Source organism: Klebsiella sp. 1SOBk5mer (genome assembly GCF_046603115.1).
GTDB classification, from domain to species: domain Bacteria; phylum Pseudomonadota; class Gammaproteobacteria; order Enterobacterales; family Enterobacteriaceae; genus Klebsiella; species Klebsiella quasipneumoniae.
Genome location: NZ_JBKIUU010000003.1, coordinates 171,642 through 192,438 on the forward strand (window position 1 = coordinate 171,642; position 20,797 = coordinate 192,438).

23 protein-coding genes and 1 pseudogene are annotated in these 20,797 nt (G+C 54.9%); 15 read left to right on the forward strand and 9 right to left on the reverse strand.

Annotated features, from left to right (window positions below):
• Nucleotides 1–2: 2 nt before the first annotated feature.
• The 3 genes from ACLH1U_RS09645 to ACLH1U_RS09655 form a co-directional block, all read right to left on the reverse strand.
• Nucleotides 3–797: a ParB/RepB/Spo0J family partition protein gene (locus ACLH1U_RS09645; RefSeq protein WP_110237549.1), complete on the reverse strand. Its 795-nt coding sequence runs from the start codon at nucleotides 795–797 to the stop codon at nucleotides 3–5.
• A gap of 129 nt (nucleotides 798–926) precedes the next feature.
• A complete protein-coding gene (locus tag ACLH1U_RS09650; RefSeq protein ID WP_411299218.1) occupies nucleotides 927–1,463 on the reverse strand; it encodes a toxin YdaT domain-containing protein in 537 nt (178 codons plus the stop codon).
• Nucleotides 1,454–1,693 (reverse strand): transcriptional regulator, encoded by a 240-nt coding sequence (locus ACLH1U_RS09655; protein WP_110237547.1) that lies wholly within the window; start codon nucleotides 1,691–1,693, stop codon nucleotides 1,454–1,456. Before ACLH1U_RS09655 ends, ACLH1U_RS09650 begins: the two co-directional genes overlap by 10 nt.
• Nucleotides 1,694–1,796: 103 nt before the next feature.
• Here ACLH1U_RS09655 and ACLH1U_RS09660 point away from each other — a divergent pair, with 103 nt between their 5' ends.
• From ACLH1U_RS09660 to ACLH1U_RS09705, 10 genes and pseudogenes are all read left to right on the forward strand, one after another.
• On the forward strand, nucleotides 1,797–2,180 hold the full coding sequence (locus tag ACLH1U_RS09660; RefSeq protein ID WP_032738843.1) for a helix-turn-helix domain-containing protein: 384 nt from the start codon (nucleotides 1,797–1,799) through the stop codon (nucleotides 2,178–2,180).
• Nucleotides 2,181–2,325: 145 nt separating this feature from the next.
• Nucleotides 2,326–3,315, forward strand: a complete 990-nt coding sequence (locus tag ACLH1U_RS09665; protein WP_110237546.1) for a P63C domain-containing protein — start codon at nucleotides 2,326–2,328, stop codon at nucleotides 3,313–3,315.
• 554 nt (nucleotides 3,316–3,869) lie between these two features.
• Nucleotides 3,870–4,061, forward strand: a complete 192-nt coding sequence (locus tag ACLH1U_RS09670) for a YebW family protein (RefSeq protein WP_004179600.1) — start codon at nucleotides 3,870–3,872, stop codon at nucleotides 4,059–4,061.
• Nucleotides 4,062–4,069: 8 nt separating this feature from the next.
• Entirely contained in the window at nucleotides 4,070–4,225 is a 156-nt protein-coding gene (locus ACLH1U_RS09675) for a YdaE family protein (protein ID WP_012967861.1), read from the forward strand.
• Nucleotides 4,226–4,362: 137 nt separating this feature from the next.
• Entirely contained in the window at nucleotides 4,363–7,467 is a 3,105-nt protein-coding gene (locus ACLH1U_RS09680; RefSeq protein ID WP_411299219.1) for a RecE family exodeoxyribonuclease, read from the forward strand.
• Between the two features lie 12 nt (nucleotides 7,468–7,479).
• A complete protein-coding gene (locus tag ACLH1U_RS09685) occupies nucleotides 7,480–8,568 on the forward strand; it encodes a RecT family recombinase (protein ID WP_064154893.1) in 1,089 nt (362 codons plus the stop codon).
• A gap of 34 nt (nucleotides 8,569–8,602) precedes the next feature.
• Nucleotides 8,603–8,941, forward strand: a complete 339-nt coding sequence (locus ACLH1U_RS09690) for a hypothetical protein (protein WP_064154892.1) — start codon at nucleotides 8,603–8,605, stop codon at nucleotides 8,939–8,941.
• Nucleotides 8,934–9,401, forward strand: a pseudogene (locus ACLH1U_RS09695) (DUF550 domain-containing protein); the annotation flags it as partial. The gene ACLH1U_RS09690 and the pseudogene ACLH1U_RS09695, both read left to right, overlap by 8 nt.
• A gap of 140 nt (nucleotides 9,402–9,541) precedes the next feature.
• Nucleotides 9,542–9,850, forward strand: coding sequence for a hypothetical protein (locus ACLH1U_RS09700; protein WP_016160778.1), 309 nt, complete (start codon nucleotides 9,542–9,544; stop codon nucleotides 9,848–9,850).
• 7 nt (nucleotides 9,851–9,857) lie between these two features.
• The gene (locus ACLH1U_RS09705) at nucleotides 9,858–10,097 is read left to right on the forward strand and encodes a DUF4060 family protein (protein ID WP_072413440.1); all 240 of its coding nucleotides are present in this window, start codon (nucleotides 9,858–9,860) and stop codon (nucleotides 10,095–10,097) included.
• A 220-nt stretch (nucleotides 10,098–10,317) separates the two neighbouring features.
• Here the strand turns inward: ACLH1U_RS09705 and ACLH1U_RS09710 are convergent, their stop codons facing one another.
• Complete coding sequence (locus tag ACLH1U_RS09710; RefSeq protein ID WP_181404260.1) at nucleotides 10,318–11,535, reverse strand: tyrosine-type recombinase/integrase; 1,218 nt, start codon at nucleotides 11,533–11,535, stop codon at nucleotides 10,318–10,320.
• Between the two features lie 146 nt (nucleotides 11,536–11,681).
• On the opposite strand from ACLH1U_RS09710, the gene sapC reads away from it, so the two are divergent.
• The 3 genes from sapC to sapF are packed head-to-tail and all read left to right on the forward strand — an operon-like array spanning nucleotide 11,682 to nucleotide 14,375.
• Nucleotides 11,682–12,572, forward strand: a complete 891-nt coding sequence (gene sapC, locus ACLH1U_RS09715; RefSeq protein ID WP_004151901.1) for a putrescine export ABC transporter permease SapC — start codon at nucleotides 11,682–11,684, stop codon at nucleotides 12,570–12,572.
• Nucleotides 12,572–13,564, forward strand: a complete 993-nt coding sequence (sapD, locus tag ACLH1U_RS09720) for a putrescine export ABC transporter ATP-binding protein SapD (protein ID WP_023289349.1) — start codon at nucleotides 12,572–12,574, stop codon at nucleotides 13,562–13,564. Before sapC ends, sapD begins: the two co-directional genes overlap by 1 nt.
• 1 nt (nucleotide 13,565) lies before the next feature.
• A complete protein-coding gene (sapF, locus tag ACLH1U_RS09725) occupies nucleotides 13,566–14,375 on the forward strand; it encodes a putrescine export ABC transporter ATP-binding protein SapF (protein ID WP_004203898.1) in 810 nt (269 codons plus the stop codon).
• Nucleotides 14,376–14,404: 29 nt separating this feature from the next.
• On the opposite strand, the gene hutH is transcribed toward sapF, so the two are convergent.
• From hutH to ACLH1U_RS09750, 5 genes are read right to left on the reverse strand one after another with little or no spacing between them, the layout of a single operon-like run.
• Nucleotides 14,405–15,904 carry an HAL/PAL/TAL family ammonia-lyase gene (hutH, locus tag ACLH1U_RS09730; RefSeq protein WP_411299220.1) on the reverse strand — a complete coding sequence of 500 codons (1,500 nt, stop codon included), beginning with the start codon at nucleotides 15,902–15,904 and terminating at the stop codon, nucleotides 14,405–14,407.
• Nucleotides 15,901–16,695 (reverse strand): ABC transporter ATP-binding protein, encoded by a 795-nt coding sequence (locus ACLH1U_RS09735; protein WP_017900863.1) that lies wholly within the window; start codon nucleotides 16,693–16,695, stop codon nucleotides 15,901–15,903. The genes hutH and ACLH1U_RS09735 overlap by 4 nt, the downstream gene beginning before the upstream one ends.
• Nucleotide 16,696: 1 nt before the next feature.
• Entirely contained in the window at nucleotides 16,697–17,428 is a 732-nt protein-coding gene (locus ACLH1U_RS09740) for an ABC transporter permease (RefSeq protein WP_023289347.1), read from the reverse strand.
• 9 nt (nucleotides 17,429–17,437) lie between these two features.
• Entirely contained in the window at nucleotides 17,438–18,157 is a 720-nt protein-coding gene (locus ACLH1U_RS09745; RefSeq protein ID WP_023289346.1) for an ABC transporter permease, read from the reverse strand.
• Nucleotides 18,158–18,168: 11 nt separating this feature from the next.
• Nucleotides 18,169–19,014, reverse strand: coding sequence for a transporter substrate-binding domain-containing protein (locus ACLH1U_RS09750; RefSeq protein WP_023289345.1), 846 nt, complete (start codon nucleotides 19,012–19,014; stop codon nucleotides 18,169–18,171).
• A 209-nt stretch (nucleotides 19,015–19,223) separates the two neighbouring features.
• On the opposite strand from ACLH1U_RS09750, the gene ACLH1U_RS09755 reads away from it, so the two are divergent.
• Nucleotides 19,224–19,766 (forward strand): HutD family protein, encoded by a 543-nt coding sequence (locus tag ACLH1U_RS09755; RefSeq protein WP_411299221.1) that lies wholly within the window; start codon nucleotides 19,224–19,226, stop codon nucleotides 19,764–19,766.
• A gap of 199 nt (nucleotides 19,767–19,965) precedes the next feature.
• Entirely contained in the window at nucleotides 19,966–20,754 is a 789-nt protein-coding gene (fabI, locus tag ACLH1U_RS09760; RefSeq protein WP_023289343.1) for an enoyl-ACP reductase FabI, read from the forward strand.
• Nucleotides 20,755–20,797 lie beyond the last annotated feature (43 nt).

Here is a 20,797-nt window from a genome sequence, read left to right on the forward strand (position 1 = left end):
GCTTAAACTGGTGTGTTTTCATCACCAAGCACCCACCGCAAAGCCGCTGCGTATTCGCCGCAGGCGGTTTTAAGTTGCAGGGTGATTTCCTTACGGGATTTGAGACGCGGCTTTGTGTCGCCGAGGACAGCGCGCTGGCGGCGAGCTTTCTCGTGGCCAGTTACACCCTCTGCAGCTGCCTCTAACTGTTTGACCGTTTCCCGTTGCTTTTCCGGTGGCATATCGACCAGCTGACGAGCTTGAGTGACAGTGACTTTTCCAGCCTCAACCGCCGCCTGGACGGCCTGCGTAGCATCCAGTAGAGCCACGGTTGCTTGGACCGTTTTTACGCTGCAGCCAAAAAGCAGGGCAATGTCATTTTCGTCATGACCGTATTCCATCTGCTGAACCATTTTTTTTGCCCGGCCCAGTGGGGTATCTGGTTGCGTGATCTCGTTTTCGCTGACCATGTATTTGGCCATTTGAATTGCCGAGCCGCGCTTAGCTATACCGGGTACCGGCCAGGGTTCCAGCCCCGCCCGCTTTCTCCTGGCGTTTGCTTCCTTAGCGTTCTTTACGCGCTGCCGACCTGCCACCACGCAGGTTTTCCCTGTCTCCGGGTCCTTCCACACGATAATCGGTTCGAGTACCCCAAGTTCCATGATATTGAGGATCACAGCTTCATTAAGCGGTAGGTGTACTCGTTCGTCGTAAAGCGGGTGTGTTGTATCGGTAACCAGATGTAAACTTTCCGGTTCGAAAAACAGAACATTGCTTTTGCCGCTGGCGCCGTAAGCGTCTTTCGAATTTTTAGCCATGGGCGCCCCCGTTATTGATATTCAGTTGGTGAGTGTTCATAATTTCCCCTGTGAATTGATCCAGTTAATTCGCAACGAAAGCCGTAGGTGTTGCAGCACCGCGGCTTTCACCTTTTTTGATATTCCCCATTACAGAGCTCCCAGCATTGAAGTGACAATGGCCAACAGTGGCGCTGTTAACTCCGGGTCTATGCGGAACATCTCGACTATTCCCTCGCTCAGTTCTTTCAGCTTCTGATGGCGTGGTGCCCCCATAGCAACGGCAACCTTCGCTTCGCTGGTTTCTTTTTCCAGACGAGCCAGACGGGACATAAAATTGTCTTCGGGCATCAGGCGATGGCGAAACTCCAGCGGAAGAACGGCCATGATTGCCGGAGTAAGAAGACGCACGTACTCGCGATAGCGCTCAGACTCGGCCTGGTTGTCCAGGTAGCGAAAAAGCTTCTGCCGGGCACGACTGATGTCAGAAGGAAATTCAATTTCATCCCCGCCCTGCTGCCGCCATTCTTCGATGATGTGTGCCGACACAACATCCTGACCTTCAGCTGCAGCCCAGGCGCGTACGGCTGAACGAATGCCGTCGTGATCTTCATCTCTCTGTTGATTTCGCTTTATCAGAGCGCCGGTGTTGAATCCGGTATTTTTTTGAAAGGACATTATTTGCATGATCCGGTCCCCTGTTTCGGCAAGCCGTCAGTTGGATTCGGGTAGAGATCCGGGCGAAGTTCGTGCGGGGTGACGCCGGTGATGTTGAATATCGCCAATACCCGGTCGTGAGGAACAACGCCTTTGTAGCGATTCTTCCAGCGACTTACCGACATGGGTTTGATGCCCAGTAGGGTTGCCAGATTGCTAGCTGTACCTACTTTTTTGATGGCCTTTTCTAATCCGTTCATAGTCGTCTCCGGTGAGTATACACATCAATTAAGCCTAAGACTTAATAATCAGTCAAGCCTTGGGCTAATTTAAATTTATAAGCAAAAGGCTTACTCTTCTGATATGACTGAGAAAAAATTACTTAACCCGATTCTCGTAGAGCGTCTGACAGAACTAACTCGCCGCGGGATGACAAAATCTGATATGGCCAGGGTTGCAGGGGTAACTCCGCAATCAGTAAACGGCTGGTTTAAAAAAGGCGTAATAAGCAAAAAGTCAGCGCTGGCTGTAGCTGACGCAGTTGGCGTTTCAGTACCTTGGTTGCTCGGCGAGGACGTTGATGAAAAAGACGGACTCAAACCAGACGAACAGCGGCTGTTGGAGCTATATCGCCAACTGCCGGAAGAAGAACAGCAGAACATATTGCGGATCGTGTCACTGCGGCTCAAGGAACTCGACGAGTTATACGCCAAGTACATGGGTCGGCGGATTCAATCGCAGGAATGACTTATTTGGAGTGCGAAAAGTCTCGATCTTAATAACTTCTATCGAAAGCTGCAGAAATGCAGCTTTTTTTTACAAAAATACATTTTGCATGTTGCTACGTACATATGATTAAATGCATGTACATTCACAACACGAGCAGACCCCTATGACTAACAAAATTGATAACGATGCAGATAAAGAGCCCTCAGGAAAAGCAAAAGGCGGTAAGGCAAAAGCTGCAAAAATGACTCCAGAAGAACGAAAAGAAGCTGCCAAAAAAATGGCGGCGGCTAAAAAAGAATTAGCCTCGCTACCAATAGCTGAATATGGTTCATCTGATGCCCCCCTACGCATTGGTGATGCTGAGATACAATGTTATGTACTTAGCGATGGCTCTCGTGTTCTTTCTCAAAGGGGAGTATTTTCAGGCTTGGGTATGTCTGCAGGTGCTGCTGACCGACTACTTAATTTTGTAGGCGGAGACAGGATAAAACCATTTATAAACAATGAGATACTGCCGATTATCGAAAACCCCATAAAGTTTAGACACAAAACCGGTGGAGGAGTCGCTTTTGGTTATCCTGCGACCATTTTGGCGGACATATGCGATGCAATACTCGCAGCCAGGAAGGAAGGGAAGCTTCAAAAACAACAGGAGCATTTAGCTGAGCGTGCCGAACTACTCGTCCGTGGCTTTGCCAGAGTTGGTATAGTAGCCTTAATCGATGAAGCTACGGGATATCAGAAAGCACGTGAGCGAGATGCTCTCGCAAAAATACTTGAAGCTTTTGTTGCTAAAGAATTACAACCATGGGTACACACCTTCCAACCTGATTACTATGAACAGTTGTGTCGCCTCAGAGGTGTCCCTTATCCGCCTCAAAAGAAAAACTTTCCATCTTATTTCGGTACATTAACCAATAAAATAGTTTATGACCGCCTTGCGCCAGGATTACGAGATGAACTTAAAAGTGAAGCAGCCAAGAGTAAAAGGAAGGGACGTCTTCACCAACATCTAACCCAAGAAATTGGCCATCCTAAGCTTAGAGAGCATCTATCTTCCGTCGTTACAATTATGAAATTGAGCAAGGATTACGAACATTTTGAGGACAACTTAGAAATGGTTCACCCTGAGCTACCCAAAACTGATACCTAAGTAATATTACCAACCCGGCCATCGAGCCGGGTTTTTTGTACCCATCTTACGCATCTTCTTTATCTCACTCTTTCCCAACCCCCTAATGTGACCATAGCGTCAAGACTTTATGCCCTTCCATCCCTCCATCATCAATATTAAGCCTAAAACTTACACACAGACTTCGCCTGGAGCTTGACACATATTAAGCCCCAGACTTAATATAATACCTCCAAGACGCACCACGAACCACCCAGGCATGGAGCCCACGAAGTAGCTGCCGGCGGCATACGAAACACCGGATGAGGTGGAGAGATCAACGCGCAGTAGGTTTAAACGTTCCGCTGGCCACGTAATGGCTGAGGTTGAAATGAGTAAGCAAGGCATCAGAGCCATGGTCATTTCGGCAGTAATTGGGCTCTTCATCTGGATCGCGCTCTTCAGCGCACTGAGGGGATTGTTTCTATGAATGATTTCGCACGCAAACCCGCTCGTCAGCAGGCTGTTCGCTTAAGTCCGCTGTCAGCTTTCATCCGCCGGGTGTGCTACATGCTCGCGCAAAAAGGAGACCCTTCATGAGCACGATGTTTGCCCTGGTTCTCACCGTCAGCATGCTGACGGGCGGTAATCAGGATGTCCTGCTCGGGGTTTACGACACTGAGAATGACTGCAAGGCAGCTGCAGAAGAGCAACACGTGAAAGCTGAATGTTATCCGCTGAAAGGTGTACTGGACGAGCATCCAGCCGGGTTCACGGTGCAAATGTAGGGGGAGGAATGCAGAAGAAATGCGGTTACTGCCGTAAAGCAATCGAGGGAAAACCAGTAGTAAGCACCCTGTTATATCTCCAGGGAAACCAGCTCGCACGGAAAGAAAAAGAGTACTGCTCTGAACGCTGCGCCTCTTACGACCAGATGGCGCACGAGAGCTAACGTAAACCCGCCGAAGCGGGCTGTACGTCCGGTGCCACCGACCAAAGTTACACCGGAAATTACCAAAACCAATGACAACCCTGAATGGGCGCTACCAATGGCCCGGGGGATTCTACATCCAAAATAGAGGCTATCACATGGAATATTTTTATCTGATAAAAGCAACTCAAAAATCGGGTAAAGCTGATGCCGTAATCTGGCGTACCAATAAATCAGAAGCTCGCGCCCTTCTGCAACTGGACGTCGATCTGGAAGACGCCGGGATCGAAACAGGCCGCGGCAAAGACTATCAAAAACCAATTCGCACCGATTTCCCGGTATTCAATGACCTGCCGGCGGAGGGTGTTCTCGATTACTCATGGTGCGAACGCTACCAGCTCGGCGACGATGGCCGCACCTGGGCTCTGAAGCCAGGTCAGGCGCCTGCGGATCATCACATCGATGATGCCGGAATATCCGCTGAGCCCGTTAGTGGCGAGCTGGTTGATGCCAATACTACTGGTGACGCGGCACAAGGTGAGACCGTGGAAACTTTCGGTAGCGATGAATATCAGAACGATTCAAGCGCGCTTTTTAACGTGGCAGAACTCCCCTTTCGCACTCAGTTGCTGGCGCAGTATATGGCCGAAGAACGCCACGTTTATCATATCAGCATGCCTCACCGGCAGGAGCTGTCAGTTCTTGAAATGGACACTGATAACGCAGCCGTCCAGGATCTGATTCTGGCCGCCGAGAATATCCCTGAAATCAAAAAATACGATATGCCGGCGCTCTGGAAATTCACCAGTGCCAATAAAAAAGTCTTCCCCGAAGGGAAACGGCATGAGCTCGGCAAGCGTATCCAGTTTGCAAAGCTGTGGTTTGCCACGAACGCGCTCGACCGCGGTATTCTCACCAGGGAATGGGCTGCCGGTAACTGCATTTCTTCGGTTTTGAAAACTGATGCAGGAACGAATGCTGGCGGCGGTAATAAAACCGATCGCAACCCTGACTACACCCATACCCTTGATACGCTCGATGTAGAAATAGCTCTGGCCACAATGCCAATGGATTTCGATATCTACAATTTCCCCGCATCAATTCACCGCCGGGCCAAAGAGATCGTCCAGAAGAAAGAAAGTCCGTTCAAGGAATGGTCGGCGGCGCTGCGCAAGGTTGCAGGCATCCTGGATTATTCCCGCGCCGCGATTTTTGCCCTTATTCGTGGCGCCACCAGCGACATTCATCATTTTCCGGTAAGTCTGCAGACCTACATCAATGCGAACCTGACCGAGCATAAGCATGACACCCCTTCTGCTGAGACGCTTGAGAAAGCTGGTCATGTTTCATCTGCCGCCGTCACTCTGGACGCTGTGAAAAAGGCTATCGATGGAGATGAAGGTGTGCCTGACCTGGAAACTCTCCCAACTGACTTTCAGGTAATTGGCACCGAACTGGTGAAAGAAGATCAAAAGAAACGCCCTGACGCTAATCAGGTTCTGGCCGCCGAACGCGGCGAATATGTCGAAGGTATCAGTGACCCCACGGATCCAAAGTGGATAATCGAAGACCTGACCAACCCCAAACAGCCTGAAGTTTCAAACATGGGCAATGGTGTTTTTTCGATTGATGGTCTGATGGATAGCCAGACATCACCAACACCAGCACTTTCTATCGTGGACCAGGCGCGCCAGCGCGCTGCAGAAGAAAAATTACATCCAGCTAATTCCAGGGAAACCACCAGCGATGTGCAGATGGAAACGGCTCAGCCGGTCGAAGACGAAAATGATAATGCGGTATCAGCAGGCGAAGGCGCTGATGAGCCTCCTGCGCAAACAACTGCCGTGAACATGAGCAAAATACTGGCTGAACGCTGCCCGGTTCTTACCACCGAAGTGCTGAAAAGCCGGGTTTCCGAGAGTGCTCATAGCGATGAAGAGGAAGTGGCTGAACAAGCAGCGCCAGCATGGCCGGAGTATTTCGAGCCTGGTCGATATGAAGGCGTGCCAAATGAGATCTACCACGCCGCTAACGGTATCAGCTCCACGATGGTTAAAGATGCACGGGTATCGCTGATGTATTTCGAGGCGCGCCACGTATCCAAAACCATCCAGAAGGTGCGCTCTCCTGTTTTGGATATGGGCAATCTGGTGCATGCACTGGCGCTGCAGCCTGATCAGCTGGAAAAAGAATTCAGTATCGAGCCGGAAATTCCGGAAGTCGCCTTCACCACGACGGCGACGATCCGCGCATTTATCGATGAATACAACAATGGGCTTCCGGTTTTGCTCAGCGCAGATGACATCAAGAGATTCCTGGAGGAATACAACGCCACCCTGCCCGCTCCTGTACCGCTGGGCGGCGACAAAGATGCAATTGGCATTGCGTATCTGGAATTACCTGACGAGTTCAAGCGAATCGTTGGTGACGATAAAAACTTTACCGCGTCAGCAATGAAAGCCTGCATCAAAGAATACAACGCCACCCTGCCAGCGACTGTTAAAACCAGCGGCAGCCGTGATGCCATGTTGGAACAACTGGCGATTATCAATCCTGACATGGTTGCTCAGGAAGCGCAGAAGGCGCAGCCGCTGAAAGTATCGGGTACTAAGGCGGATCTGATTCAGGCCGTGAAATCGGTTAAACCGGATGCCGTGTTTGCCGATGAGTTGCTGGATGCATGGCGCGAAAACCCTGAAGGAAAAGTGCTGGTTACCCGCCAGCAGCTGGCTACGGCACTGGCCATTCAGAAAGCACTGTTGAACCACCCGACTGCCGGCAAGTTGTTGACGCACCCGAGCCGAGCCGTCGAGGTGAGTTATTTCGGCATTGATGAGGAAACCGGGCTGGAAGTTCGTGTGCGTCCTGACCTTGAGATAGACATGGGCGGCCTTCGCATCGGAGCGGACCTGAAAACCATCAGTATGTGGAACATCAAGCAGGAAGGCCTGCGCGCGAAGCTGCACAGGGAAATCATCGAGCGCGACTACCACCTGAGCGCGGCTATGTACTGCGAAACCGCAGCCCTTGACCAGTTCTTCTGGATATTCGTTAACAAAGACGAGAACTACCACTGGATCGCCATCATCGAGGCATCCGAAGAACTACTGGAACTCGGCATGCTGGAATACCGCAAAGCTATGCGCGCCATTGCGAACGGTTTCGACACTGGCGACTGGCCTGCGCCGATTACCGAAGACTACACCGAAGAGCTTAACGATTTTGATGTGCGCCGCCTCGAAGCGCTGCGCGTACAGGCATAAGGGGGAATAACAATGTCCAATTTAGTCGCAACTACTGAAAACCAGACCCAGAAGATCGACAACGTTTCTATCCTGACGAACGGTGAATTGTTCAACCGCCTGCGCACGCTCTCGGAAGTAATGGCCAATAGTGGAAACTTCGTGCCTGAGCATTATCGTGGGAAACCAGATGCGTGCATGGCTGTAGTGATGCAGGCAGCGCGTTGGGGTATGGATCCGTTTGCAGTGGCACAGAAAACCTTCATCGTGGGTAACTCAGGTGTGCTTGGCTATGAGGCTCAACTGGTGAATGCGGTAATTAACACCATGGCTCCAACCAAAGACCGGATCCATTTTGAATGGTTTGGTGCATGGGAAAATATCGTTGGTCGCTTTATTAAAAAAACCAGCGGCAAAGGTAACGACTACATCGCGCCGGGCTGGGATTTGCAAGATGAAGCTGGCGTGGGCGTCCGCGCCTGGGCAACCCTCAAAGGAGAATCAGAACCTCGCGAGCTTGTGCTGATGCTTTCGCAGGCACAAGTCCGCAACTCTACACTGTGGGCGAGCGACCCCCGTCAGCAACTGGCCTATCTCGCCGTTAAACGTTGGGCGCGACTGTACTGCCCGGATGTGATCCTCGGGGTCTATACCGCCGATGAAATTGACGAACGCGAAGAAAGGGTTATCAACCCGGCGCAGGCAGAAAAAGTCTCGCTGAATGAAATAACACACTCCGTTGGCGATTCCACCAGCACGCAAGAGCCTGCATCTAACGTTGACTCTGTTGCTGACGAACTCCGAGACCGGATTGATACAGCTGACTCAGTGGATCAGGCCAAAGCCATTCGTGTAGACATCGAATCACAGAAAGCTCTGCTGGGTACTGCTTTGTATACCGAACTGAAGAGTAAGGCAGTGAAACGCTACTACCTTGTTGATGCAAAGAACAAAGTTGAGGCCGCCATAAATTCACTCCCTAACCCGGGGGATCCGGAGGCAGAAGCATTATTCGCGAAGGCAGAAAGCACCCTGACCTCATCGCGCCGCCACCTCGGTGATGAACTGTATGACCAGTTCCGCATCACCCTGGACGACATGAAACCGGAATACGTGGGCTAAGGGAGGCGGGAGGGTTCGCCCTCCCGGTAACGATATGAGCAAATCACTGAATGCACGTTGCATCCGTCGCTGGGAAGTTGAGTTCAAAGGGCGCTGCGATTCAAAATTTAGCACTGTCTGGCGTAAGCGCGATCTGCGTGGGTATATCCGCGAAGCTGCGCTCACCACGGCTAACTGCATGGTTGAACGAATGGCAGAAGATAACGCCCGAGCTGATTTTGGTATTAAGGGTTGGTCGTCGGTTTTCTCAGACTGGTACGACGAACGTCGGGAGCACTATCGCAAAGACGCAAAGCTCATTCTTGATGCGTTTGCCTGCAACGAAGCTATTGATGAAGAAATTCAGAACGAGCTGGAGGCCTGGAATGACTGATATCGCCACCTTCACTAATGAGCAATTAATCGCCGTGTGCCGTGCTGACGTGGCGGAAATGTCGAAGTTTTTAAAAGAGGGTGAATTCAGCAATCCGTCCCGCGCAGCCATGTATTTGCGTATTACTGAAATCGCATTGGCTGCGCTGATGGGGGAGTTCTCATTTGCTCGCAATCAGGTTCGCCGCGAACACGCTAAATGGTCGCATGCCACCTTCGGCAATGTTGGTCCGGCTGGCCCACTGAAACACCTCAGCATAGAAGCGCTTGAAGCTGCCGCGGAACCTAACGACCACAGCGAATGGGCTGATATGCAGTTCCTGATGTGGGATGCCCAGCGCAGAGCGGGAATCACTGACGAGCAGATTACCCAGGCGATGATCGATAAGCTCGCGGTAAATAAGGCGCGCCAGTGGCCCGAGCCAAAGGACGGGGAACCTCGGATGCATTTACGAAGCGAAGACGAATCACTCAACGCCAGGCGCCGCCGTAATCGTGAATCAAATGCGCGCGCTCGCGAACGTGAAACGCCCGCACAACGCAAAGCCAGACTGGCGAAAAACAGATTGAGAATGGCTCTTCGTCGTAAGGGAGGTGCCAAATGAGCCTGAAACACCGCCTGCCCGAGCTGGAAGCCAGCATCGACCCGGCAGCATTGCGCGCAGCCGCCGACGAATATTCGGATCTGCTTCTGACTTTGTGCTTGTGCATGAAGATGGCCGGCCCCACCCGGGCTAACGTGCGCGCCTGCGCCACCGAGCTTAAAAAGCGCCTGACTACCTGGCACAGCCATAAAGAGCTCAATGCAATTCTGTCCAGTTGGGATCCCGTTGGCTATGTTCTCGGCCTCCGCCGGGAAGCGAACGACAACGCGCGCGCAGCTGGCGATCCAGTTGATGTTTTTGTGTGAGGTGAATATGCGACTGATTAACCGAAGCAAGCAATCACCGCTGGGCCGCCAGGCGTGCGATGCGGCACTGGCAAAACACGTTGAGCTTTATGGAGCCTACGGGCGACAGAAAACGAAAAGAACTTATACGGTGGTGGTTCAAGGCTCAAAGATCACTGTAGAAGTTGTTAACAGAAAAAGTAGCTATGTGGCCACAGCCATGAGCTGCGCGCGCCGGCTACACCATCTGCCTGGACAAAGTAACTAAGGGGTTTTTATGACTAATACATCTCATAAATCAGATGAAATTTTGATAACCGATGACGTTCTGTCCAGATACAAAATATCGCGCAGCACACTCTATTTCTGGAGCACCCCATCCCGGATGCCCTCTTACTTTGCTCAGCCATTCCCGCAGCCTAAAATAAATGGCAGCCCTAAAAGGTGGAGACTTTCAGACCTGCTGGCCTGGGAAGATAACGTGGGGATCAAACCAGAGGCTGACCAACCAGCTTCTCAAGGTGATCCTGCCAAACAGCAAGCCAGTGACGCTGATCATCCAGATAATCATGCAGGTTATAACGTGCCATGACACCTGCCATATGATGGCCAAGCAGTTTTTCCACAACATGTGGCGGCGCACCTAATTCAGAAAGGCGTGTCGCCACTGTTCGTCTGAGGTCATGGAGAGACCAGGGCTTCATGCCTGTTTTAGCTATAATCTGAGCAGAAAACAGAGCGACGTTTGGTTGTAGTGGCGGTCTGTCATCTTCTGGCCCCCTGTAACGTGACAGTGTCACAACATGTTTTGAAACTGACATTTCCTTCTCTGCTAACATCATTCTTACTACTGCCTCGGGAAGTGCCCTTCTGACCGATTTCCCGGTTTTATAATCGCTTGCCGGAATGGTCCACGTTTGCTCATGGAAATCAAACCACTCCCATCTTGCTGTTCTGATCTCTGTACTCCGGCAGCCAGTCATGATGAGAAACTTCATTATCAGCTGTTGTCGGTACTTCATTTCAGGAAGGATGTTCCAAACTGTTTTGATTTCCTCATCACTCAACCTGCGATCTTTTACGGATGCTGTGAGACCTACGTCAGAGCGCCTAAGGCTCTCAATCGGGTTCACATTAATTACCCCTCGATTGGAGCAGAAACGGAACGTACGCTGCATCAGCCCCAGCATCTGACCAGTGACAACTCTTCGCCCCATGCCATCAAAAAGGTTAAGCCAGTGCGCTTTAGTGGTCTGATCAACAATCATGTTCCCCAGCACAGGCGCTATATGGTTATTGAAGTCCCGCCGGTTAACCTTGATTTTCACAAGACCTTCAGGGATGCAGTAATACTTTTCCCAGTAATCGAAAGCCTCTTTAACGGTGAGTGCTTCGACTTTTTTCTGTTTCTCCAGAACTGTTTGCCGTCTCGGATCGAGTCCTTCTGTCAACCAGGCCCTGAACTGCTGTCTACGTTCGCGAGCTTGAGATAAGGAGGTGGTTGGATAATCGCCAATCGTTAGCTGAGCGGCTTTCCCGTTCCATCTGTAGCGGTAAAAGAATGTTATACTGCCGGAAGTAGACAACCGGACATTCAGACCATGAGTGTCCGATATGACCTCGATCTGGTCTCTCTTTTTGCCAAGAGCTTTTCTTAATTTTGTGTCGGTAAGCAATGTGTACACTCCGGAAGACGATATACACATCAGTGTACACATTTTACTTAAATTGATAACCTTCAAATCAATGCAGAACACACAAAATTAAAGCACTCTATGCTGTCAAGGTGTTGGTATTAGTGGGATTTTTGAAAAGACTTAAAGCATGACTAACAAACTTAAAACGGATTCATATGCCCTACGATAGCGTTTATCTGGAAAAGCGTCCGCCCGGCGCGCTGCGCACCGTATGGCGTAAATTCTATGGCGACACCACGGCGATGATCGGCCTGTACGGCTGCGCGGGGCTGCTGCTGCTTTGCGTCTTCGGCGGCTGGTTCGCCCCCTACGGCATCGACCAGCAGTTCCTCGGCTACCAGCTGCTGCCGCCATCGTGGTCGCGCTATGGGGAAGTCTCTTTCTTCCTCGGAACCGATGACCTGGGGCGCGATGTGCTCAGCCGACTGCTGAGCGGCGCGGCGCCGACCGTCGGCGGCGCTTTTGTCGTCACCCTCGGCGCCACGCTGTTTGGCCTGGTGCTGGGCGTCATTGCCGGATCGACCCACGGCCTGCGCTCGGCGGTGATGAACCATATCCTCGATACCCTGCTCTCCATCCCCTCGCTGCTGCTGGCGATCATCGTCGTCGCCTTTGCCGGGCCGCACCTCAGCCATGCGATGTTTGCCGTCTGGCTGGCGCTGCTGCCGCGCATGGTGCGCTCCGTCTACAGCATGGTCCACGATGAGCTGGAGAAAGAGTACATTATCGCCGCCCGCCTCGACGGCGCGTCGACGCTGAATATTCTGCTGTTCGCCATCCTGCCCAATATCGCCTCCGGCCTGGTGACCGAGATCACCCGCGCCCTGTCGATGGCTATTCTGGATATCGCCGCGCTGGGCTTTCTTGACCTCGGCGCTCAGTTGCCTTCGCCGGAATGGGGAGCGATGCTGGGCGATGCGCTGGAGCTTATCTATGTTGCGCCGTGGACCGTGATGCTGCCCGGGGCCGCGATTATGCTCAGCGTACTGCTGGTCAACCTGCTGGGCGACGGTATTCGCCGGGCGATCATTGCCGGGGTAGAATAATGCCGTTACTCGATATTCGTCACTTAACCATCGAATTTAAAACCAACGAAGGCTGGGTAAAAGCCGTCGACCGCGTCAGCCTGACCCTGACCGAAGGCGAAATCCGTGGCCTGGTGGGGGAATCCGGCTCCGGGAAGAGCCTGATCGCCAAAGCTATCTGCGGCGTGACAAAAGACAACTGGCGGGTCACGGCCGACCGCATGCGTTTCGACGACATCGATCTGCTGCGGCTGTCGAACCGCGAGCGCCGGAAACTGATCGGCCACAACGTGTCGATGATATTCCAGGAGCCCCAGTCGTGCCTCGACCCCTCTGAGCGCATCGGCCAGCAGCTGATCCAGAGTATCCCTGGCTGGACCTACAAGGGCCGCTGGTGGCAGCGGCTGGGCTGGCGTAAACGTCGGGCCATCGAGCTGTTGCACCGCGTCGGGATTAAAGATCACAAAGACGCCATGCGCAGCTTCCCCTATCAGCTGACCGAAGGCGAGTGCCAGAAGGTGATGATTGCCATCGCCCTGGCCAACCAGCCGCGCCTGCTGATCGCCGATGAACCGACTAACGCTATGGAGCCCACGACGCAGGCGCAGATTATCCGCCTGCTGACGCGGCTCAACCAGAACAACAACACCACCATTTTGCTGATCAGCCACGATCTGCAGATGCTCAGCAAATGGGCGGATAAAATCAACGTCATGTACTGCGGGCAGACGGTGGAGAGCGGGCCCAGCGAAGAGCTGATCACCCTGCCGCATCATCCCTACACCCAGGCGTTAATCCGCGCGATCCCGGATTTTGGCAGCGCAATGCCGCATAAAAGCCGTCTCAACACCCTGCCGGGGGCGATACCGCTGCTGGAGCAGCTGCCCATCGGCTGTCGGCTGGGGCCGCGCTGTCCGTACGCCCAGCGCGAGTGTATTGAAACCCCGCGTCTTACCGGGGCGCGCAATCACCTGTACGCCTGTCATTTCCCGCTGAACATGGAGAAAGAGTGAAATGGTCGAAACATTGCTGGAAGTGCGCCAACTCAGTAAGACCTTTCGCTATCGCACCGGCTGGTTTCACCGCCAGACGGTGGAGGCGGTTAAGCCGCTGAGCTTTACCCTGCGCGAACGGCAGACGCTGGCGATTATCGGCGAGAATGGCTCCGGAAAATCCACCCTCGCGAAGATGCTGGCGGGCATGGTGGAGCCCACCAGCGGCGAGGTGCTGATCGATGACCATCCGCTGACCTTCGGGGATTACTCCTACCGCAGCCAGAAGATTCGCATGATCTTTCAGGATCCGTCGACGTCGCTAAACCCACGCCAGCGCATCTCGCAGATCCTCGATTTTCCGCTGCGGCTGAATACCGACCTTGACGCCGAAGCGCGGCAGAAACAGATCATCGACACCCTGCGCATGGTCGGCCTGCTGCCGGACCACGTCAGCTACTATCCCCATATGCTGGCCCCGGGTCAGAAGCAGCGTCTTGGCCTCGCCCGGGCGCTGATCCTGCGCCCGAAGGTCATCGTCTGCGATGAGGCGCTGGCCTCGCTGGATATGTCGATGCGTTCCCAGCTCATCAACCTGATGCTGGAGCTGCAGGAGAAACAGGGCATCTCTTACATCTATGTCACCCAGCACCTGGGAATGATGAAGCACATCAGCGATCAGGTGCTGGTGATGCATAACGGGGAAGTGGTTGAGCGCGGCAGCACCGCCGATGTGCTGGCCTCACCGCTGCATGACCTGACCCGACGCCTGATCGCCGGCCACTTCGGTGAGGCTCTCACCGCTGACGCCTGGCGCAAAGACGGCAAATAGCGCCGTCTCATTCACCTCGCCCGCAGACCTCACGCCGGCGCGTGGCCAGCGGTTCGCTTAAGGATGGCCACCGCGCTGGCGATGTCCGGCGCCAGCCAGCGATCGTCCTCCCAGCCAGGCACGCTTTCGCGCAGCAAGTCTCGCGCCCGGCTCGTGCCCGCCGCCAACTTCTGCGGCTCGTAAAAATCGAGCCCCTGGGCGGCGAGTAAATATTCGATGCCCAGGATCTGATAGAGGTTGCCCAGCAGGCGCTGCAGTTTCAGCGCTGCGCCGGTGCCCAGGCTTAAATGATCCTCCTGCAGACCCGAGGTAACAAAATTATCCAGCACCGCCGGCTGCGCCAGCTGCTTGTTTTCAGCGCACAACGACGCGGCGACGTACTGGGCAATCATCATGCCTGAATTCACGCCCGGTCGGGCGACCAGGAACGCCGGCAACCCGCTCACCAGAGGATTCACCAGCCGGTCAAGGCGTCGTTCAGCGATGGCGCCCAGCTCAGCCATGGCAATGGCCAGCAAATCGCAGGCCATCGCCACCGATTCGCCGTGCGGATGCGCCTGGGAGACCACCCGCCACTGCTCAACGGTTCCCAGGATCAGCGGATTATCAGTACAGGCGTTGAGTTCGATATTTATCTGCGTCTGCGCGTGGCTAAACTGATCGCGGCAGGCGCCATGCACCTGAGGCATCGAGCGAAGGCTTAGCGCATCCTGGGTGCGAAGTCCTTCACTTTCGGCCAGCAGACGGCTGTCCGCCAGCAGCTCACGCAGCCGCTGGCCGCTGGTCTGGATCCCGGGGCTGGCTTTCAGCGCCAGGATCTCGGCATCGAATGCCACAAGCTGGCCGCGCAGCGCTTCAAAGCTCATCGCGCCGGTTACATCGGCCCAGTTCATTAAGCGCTCGGCGTCGTCTAACGCCAGACAGGCGAGACCGGTCATGCACGGCGTACCGTTGACCAGGCTCAGCCCCTCTTTCGCTCCCGGCGCGATGGGCTGCAGATCTAGCTGCGACAGGACCTCTGCCGCTGGCCACGCTCGCCCCTGCCAGAGCACATCGCCAATCCCCATCAGGGCCAGGCCAATGTGCGCCATATGCGTTAAATAGCCAACTGACCCCTGGGAGGGCACCTGAGGGGTGACGCCATGCTGCAAAAACGCCAACAGCTGCTGCACTATCCCGGCGGAGATCCCGGATTTACCGTGGCTGAAATTGGCCACCGCGGCGCACATAATTGCCCGGGTTGGGGCGACCTCCAGCAACGGTCCCACCCCGCAGGCGTGGCTGAGCAACGTATTGCGCGACAGCTGGTGTAGCTGCGCTTCCGGCAGCGTAATATTGCACAGCGCCCCCAGCCCGGTGTTGATCCCATAGGCTACCTGGCCGGCTTTAACGATATGCTGGACAATCGCCCGCCCTTGCGCGATACGCGACCAGGCGCTGTCGCTGAGGCTCAAGGTCGCCTCGCCCCGGGCAACGCAAGCCACCTCCTGCCAGCGTATCGGCGCATCGCCCCACTGGATCATTTTCATACGACCTGTCCTGGCTGTTGGTGGCTGGAGATAAATTGCTTGAAGCGCGCGGACCCCTGGCTGCCAAACAGCGCCTCTGGCGCACCGTCGCAGTCAATCGTCCCCTGGTGCATAAAGACCACCCGGTTGGAAACATGGCGGGCGAATCCCAGCTCGTGGGTGACCACCAGCATCGTCCGTCCCTCCTCCGCCAGGCTGCGCATCACCTTTAGCACCTCGCCGACCAGTTCGGGATCCAGCGCTGAGGTAGGTTCATCAAAGAGCATGACGTCCGGCTCCATGGCCAGCGCGCGGGCTATCGCCACACGCTGCTGCTGGCCGCCGGAGAGCTGCGCAGGATAGAAATCCTTTCGGTTCAACATCCCCACTCGCTCCAGCAACTGCTCAGCCTGTTCAATGCAGGTCCGTTTGTCCCGTTTGAGCACATAATGCGGCCCCTCAATGACATTCTGCAGAACCGTCATATGCGACCAGAGGTTAAAACTTTGGAAGACCATCCCCAACCGCGAGCGCAGGCGCTCTATCTGCCGGGGGTTCGCCGCCAGCCGATGCCCGCGGGCATGATGCTTCATTTCAATCGTCTCGCCGCCGACGCTGACCACTCCGGCATCGGGCGTTTCCAGCAGGTTAATGCAGCGCAGCAGCGTACTTTTACCGGAGCCGCTGGCGCCGAGGATCGAAATGACATCGCCCTGCTGCGCCTGAATGGTGATCCCCTTCAGAACATCCAGGGAGCCAAAGGACTTATGAATATCGCTGACCGATAAGGTCACCGGACGTGAATCGAGCATCTTACTCTCCTTTGGTTATCGGCTTGAGCGACACGGTCGCCGGATTTTGCCGGGTATGCGGGGTTAAACGCCGTTCAAGCAGGGCGTACAGCTGCACAATGATGAAATTGAGCAGCAGGTAGATGGCCGCCGCGCAGAGGAATACCTCCATCGTCCGGTAGGTACGCTGAATAATCTGTTGGGCCACCCCAGTGACGTCCCAGACGGTCACCAGGCTTGCCAGCGCCGTCGACTTGACCAATAAAATGGCCTCCGTGGAGTAGGCTGGCAGCGCATAGCGCAGCATCACCGGGGCAATGATCCGCCGCAGCAGCAGCCAGCGCGACATACCGCAAGCCTGGCCGGCTTCAATCTGGCCCGGGGGTATCGCCAGCAACCCGCCGCGCAGAATTTCCGCGGTATAGGCCGCCGTACAGAGCGCCAGCGCCAGAACGGCGCAGATAAAGGGTTCGCGCAGCAGCGGCCACAGGAAACTGTGGCGGATCACCCCAAACTGACCCAGCCCGTAATAAATGAGAAACAACTGGATCAGCAATGGCGAACCGCGAAAGATCAGGATATAGCCTTTGGCGAAACCGCTTGCCAGCGGCCAGCGGCTCATTCGCAGCGCCAGAACGCCAAGAGCCAACACGCCGCCGAGCAAAAAAGAGCAGATAAAGAGTCCCAGCGTCACCGGCAGCGCCGCGCCGAGCTTCAACAACGTCTCACCGAGAAAGGCAAAATCGATAATCATATGGGCTCCTTACGCCTGCGCGGCGCTGCGACGCAGCCAGGCGCGGTTCAGACGGCTCTCCGCCCGGGTAAACGCGCGGTTAGAGAGCAGCGTCAGGATCAAATAGCAGCCGCCGCCGATGAGATAGAACAGGAAATAATCGCGGGTAGAGCCAGCGGCAATCTGGCTGGCGCGCATCAGTTCAACCATCCCGGTCACCGATACCAGCGCCGAGTCTTTGAGGCTCATTTGCCAGACGTTGGACAAACCCGGCAGCGAATAACGGACAATCTGCGGCAACAGGATGCGCTGCAGGATCCGCCAGCGCGGCATGCCAATGGCGGAAGCCGCCTCCACTTCACCGGGCATCAGCGCCAGACGAGCAGCACGGTAGACTTCCGCCTGATACGAGGAGGAGATCAAGCCAATCGCCAGAGCGCCAATCAGAAATGGCGGAACCTCAATAAAGCCGTCTGCGCCAAACAGGCGCCCCAGCCATGAAATCATCCCTGAGCCGCCAAAATAAAACAGATAGATCACCAGTAATTCAGGGATACCGCGGAATACCACCGACCAGGCGGCGCCGAACCAGCGCGCTGGCGCGTGGCGGGACAGCTTCGCGGCGGCGATAACGCCGCCCACCCCCGCACCGACGGCCAGCGCCGCGAGCGACAGCAGCAACGTAGTCAGCGTTGCGCTGAGGATCAGCGTCCCCCACCCGTTTTCACCCAAACTCAGAAGATTTAACATGGTTGCCTCGCTCAGGGAGTCACGTCGCTTTTAAACCATTTCTCACTCAGTTTTTTTACCGTCCCATCGGCCAGCGCCGCCTGAATGGCGCTATCCAGTTTCGCTTTGAGTTCGGTATCGGCGAGGCGCACGCCCATCGCCTCACCGCCTCCCCAGATTGGGCCGCTCATCAGCGGACCGCTCAATGCCAGATTGCTATTCTCCGGGCGCGACAGGGTGGTGTTGGCAAAGGTAATATCATCAAACACCGCGTCGATGCGCTCAGCCTGCAGGTCGAGGATCGCATCCGCTGAGTTGTTATATTCCCGGACGTCAGCGATATCCTTGAAATACTTATCAATAAACGGGGTGTACACGGTGCCGGACGCGATGCCGATGGTTTTCCCTTTCAACGCCGCGCGCAGCGGCGCAATCGCCGCCTGAATCTCTTTCTCATTATCATGAAGCTTGACCGCCGGCGAAGGCGGTAGCAGCGACCCTTTTACCGCAATGAAAGAGGCCGGCGTGGCTGCGTATGCCTGGGTAAACGCCACGACCTTCGAGCGCTCTGGGGTGACGACGATAGCATCCATGATCACGTCATATTTTCCGGCGTTAAGTCCGGCAATCATGCCATCCCAGTTCTGCACCACCAGTTTGCATTCGATCTGCATCCGCTGGCATAAATTCGCCATAAGCTCGGGCTCGAAACCGCTGAGCTTCCCGCCGGGAAGCGTCAGATTCCAGGGTTCATAGCCGCCTTCCGTAGCGATGGTGATCGATTTCCACTCTTTAGCGTATGTTGAGCCACCAGACAGCAGTAGCCCCGAAAACAGGGTGACCAGGCAGGCCTGGCGGAAAGTAATACGCTGTTGCATTTTCATTCTCCCGATCGCGTTTTGTCATGATGGCTCTGGTCAAGGCGATAAGATAATTCGCAGATGACTGCTCATGTATATACAAGCATTGACAAACCCGCACACGCGCTCAATGATGGATTTGTGAGCCCTGTTGTAAATAATTTGTAAGAACATTGAGACAAGCGTGTAACGAATACTATCCACTTCCGACTTCCGCCGAGCAAACAATGATCACCTATTTTGATTACGCTACCTTGCCCGTCACGCCATGGAAGAACGGCGCCGGCGCCACCCGGGAAATTATCGCCGTTCCTTCCGTAGATGCGCCTTTTCTCTGGCGCGCGAGCATTGCCACCCTGCAGGACGATGGCCCATTCTCCCCTTTTCCCGGCATCGATCGGACGATCGTCCTGCTGGCGGGGCAACCGCTACGGCTGCGCGGGGAGAAGATCGACCATCCGCTGGCGCGCTGGCAGCCGTGGGCGTTTCCCGGCGAATGGGCGCTGTCCAGCGTCGGGATCGTTGAGCCTGGACTGGACTTCAATGTCATGACCCAGCGCGGGCGAGCCCTCGCGCAGGTTGAAGTGGTGAGCGACCGGCAGCGACCGGCCACTAACGGGGTTGCTTATGTGCTGCAGGATGAATGGGATCTGGCCGGACGGCGCTGCGCCGTCGGCAGCGGTCTCTGCTGGCACGGCGACGCTCCGGGCGAGTTGCGGCCTCTCAGCGCCGATGGGCGTCTGCTGCTGGCGGCGATTGCGCTCAAATAGTCAGCAGAGAAAAATGGTATACTTGAGCCATCGCGATCGGCTTTTGCCCCGCGCGGCGCGGGCCGGCTGAAAAATATCGTGACACAAGGGGTCGTCAGTGGGATATAATTCCCGGCTAAATTTGAGTTATTTTGAAATAACAATGTTAACGTTATGATTGTTAAAGTAAAAATAAGCAATAACGATAAGGATTAAAGCTATGGGTTTTCTTTCCGGTAAGCGCATTTTGATCACTGGCGTCGCCAGCAAACTGTCCATCGCCTACGGTATTGCGCAGGCAATGCACCGCGAAGGCGCGGAACTGGCATTCACCTATCAGAATGAAAAACTGAAAGGTCGCGTTGAAGAGTTTGCTGCCGCGCTGGGTTCTGACATTGTGCTGCCGTGCGACGTTGCTGAAGATGAGAGCATCACCGCGCTGTTCACCGAGCTGGAAAAAGTCTGGCCAAAATTCGATGGTTTCGTCCACTCTATCGGTTATGCCCCGGCTGACCAGTTAGACGGCGACTACGTCAACGCGGTCACCCGCGAAGGTTTCAAAATCGCGCACGACATCAGCGCCTACAGTTTCGTGGCGATGGCTAAAGCCTGCCGCACGATGCTGAACCCGGATTCTGCTCTGCTGACGCTCTCCTACCTGGGCGCCGAGCGCGCGATCCCGAACTACAACGTGATGGGTCTGGCGAAAGCCTCTCTGGAAGCGAACGTGCGCTATATGGCGAACGCGATGGGTCCGGAAGGCGTTCGCGTCAACGCTATCTCCGCCGGTCCGATCCGTACCCTGGCCGCGTCCGGTATCAAAGATTTCCGTAAAATGCTGGCGCACTGCGAAGCGGTCACCCCGATCCGTCGCACCGTCACCATTGAAGACGTGGGTAACAGCGCAGCCTTCCTGTGCTCCAACCTGTCTGCGGGTATCTCCGGTGAAGTCGTTCACGTTGATGGCGGGTTCAGTATCGCCGCTATGAACGAGCTGGAACTGAAATAAGCTCCTTCCCCTCCTCGCCCCGGTGAGGAGGGTTTTCCCTTCC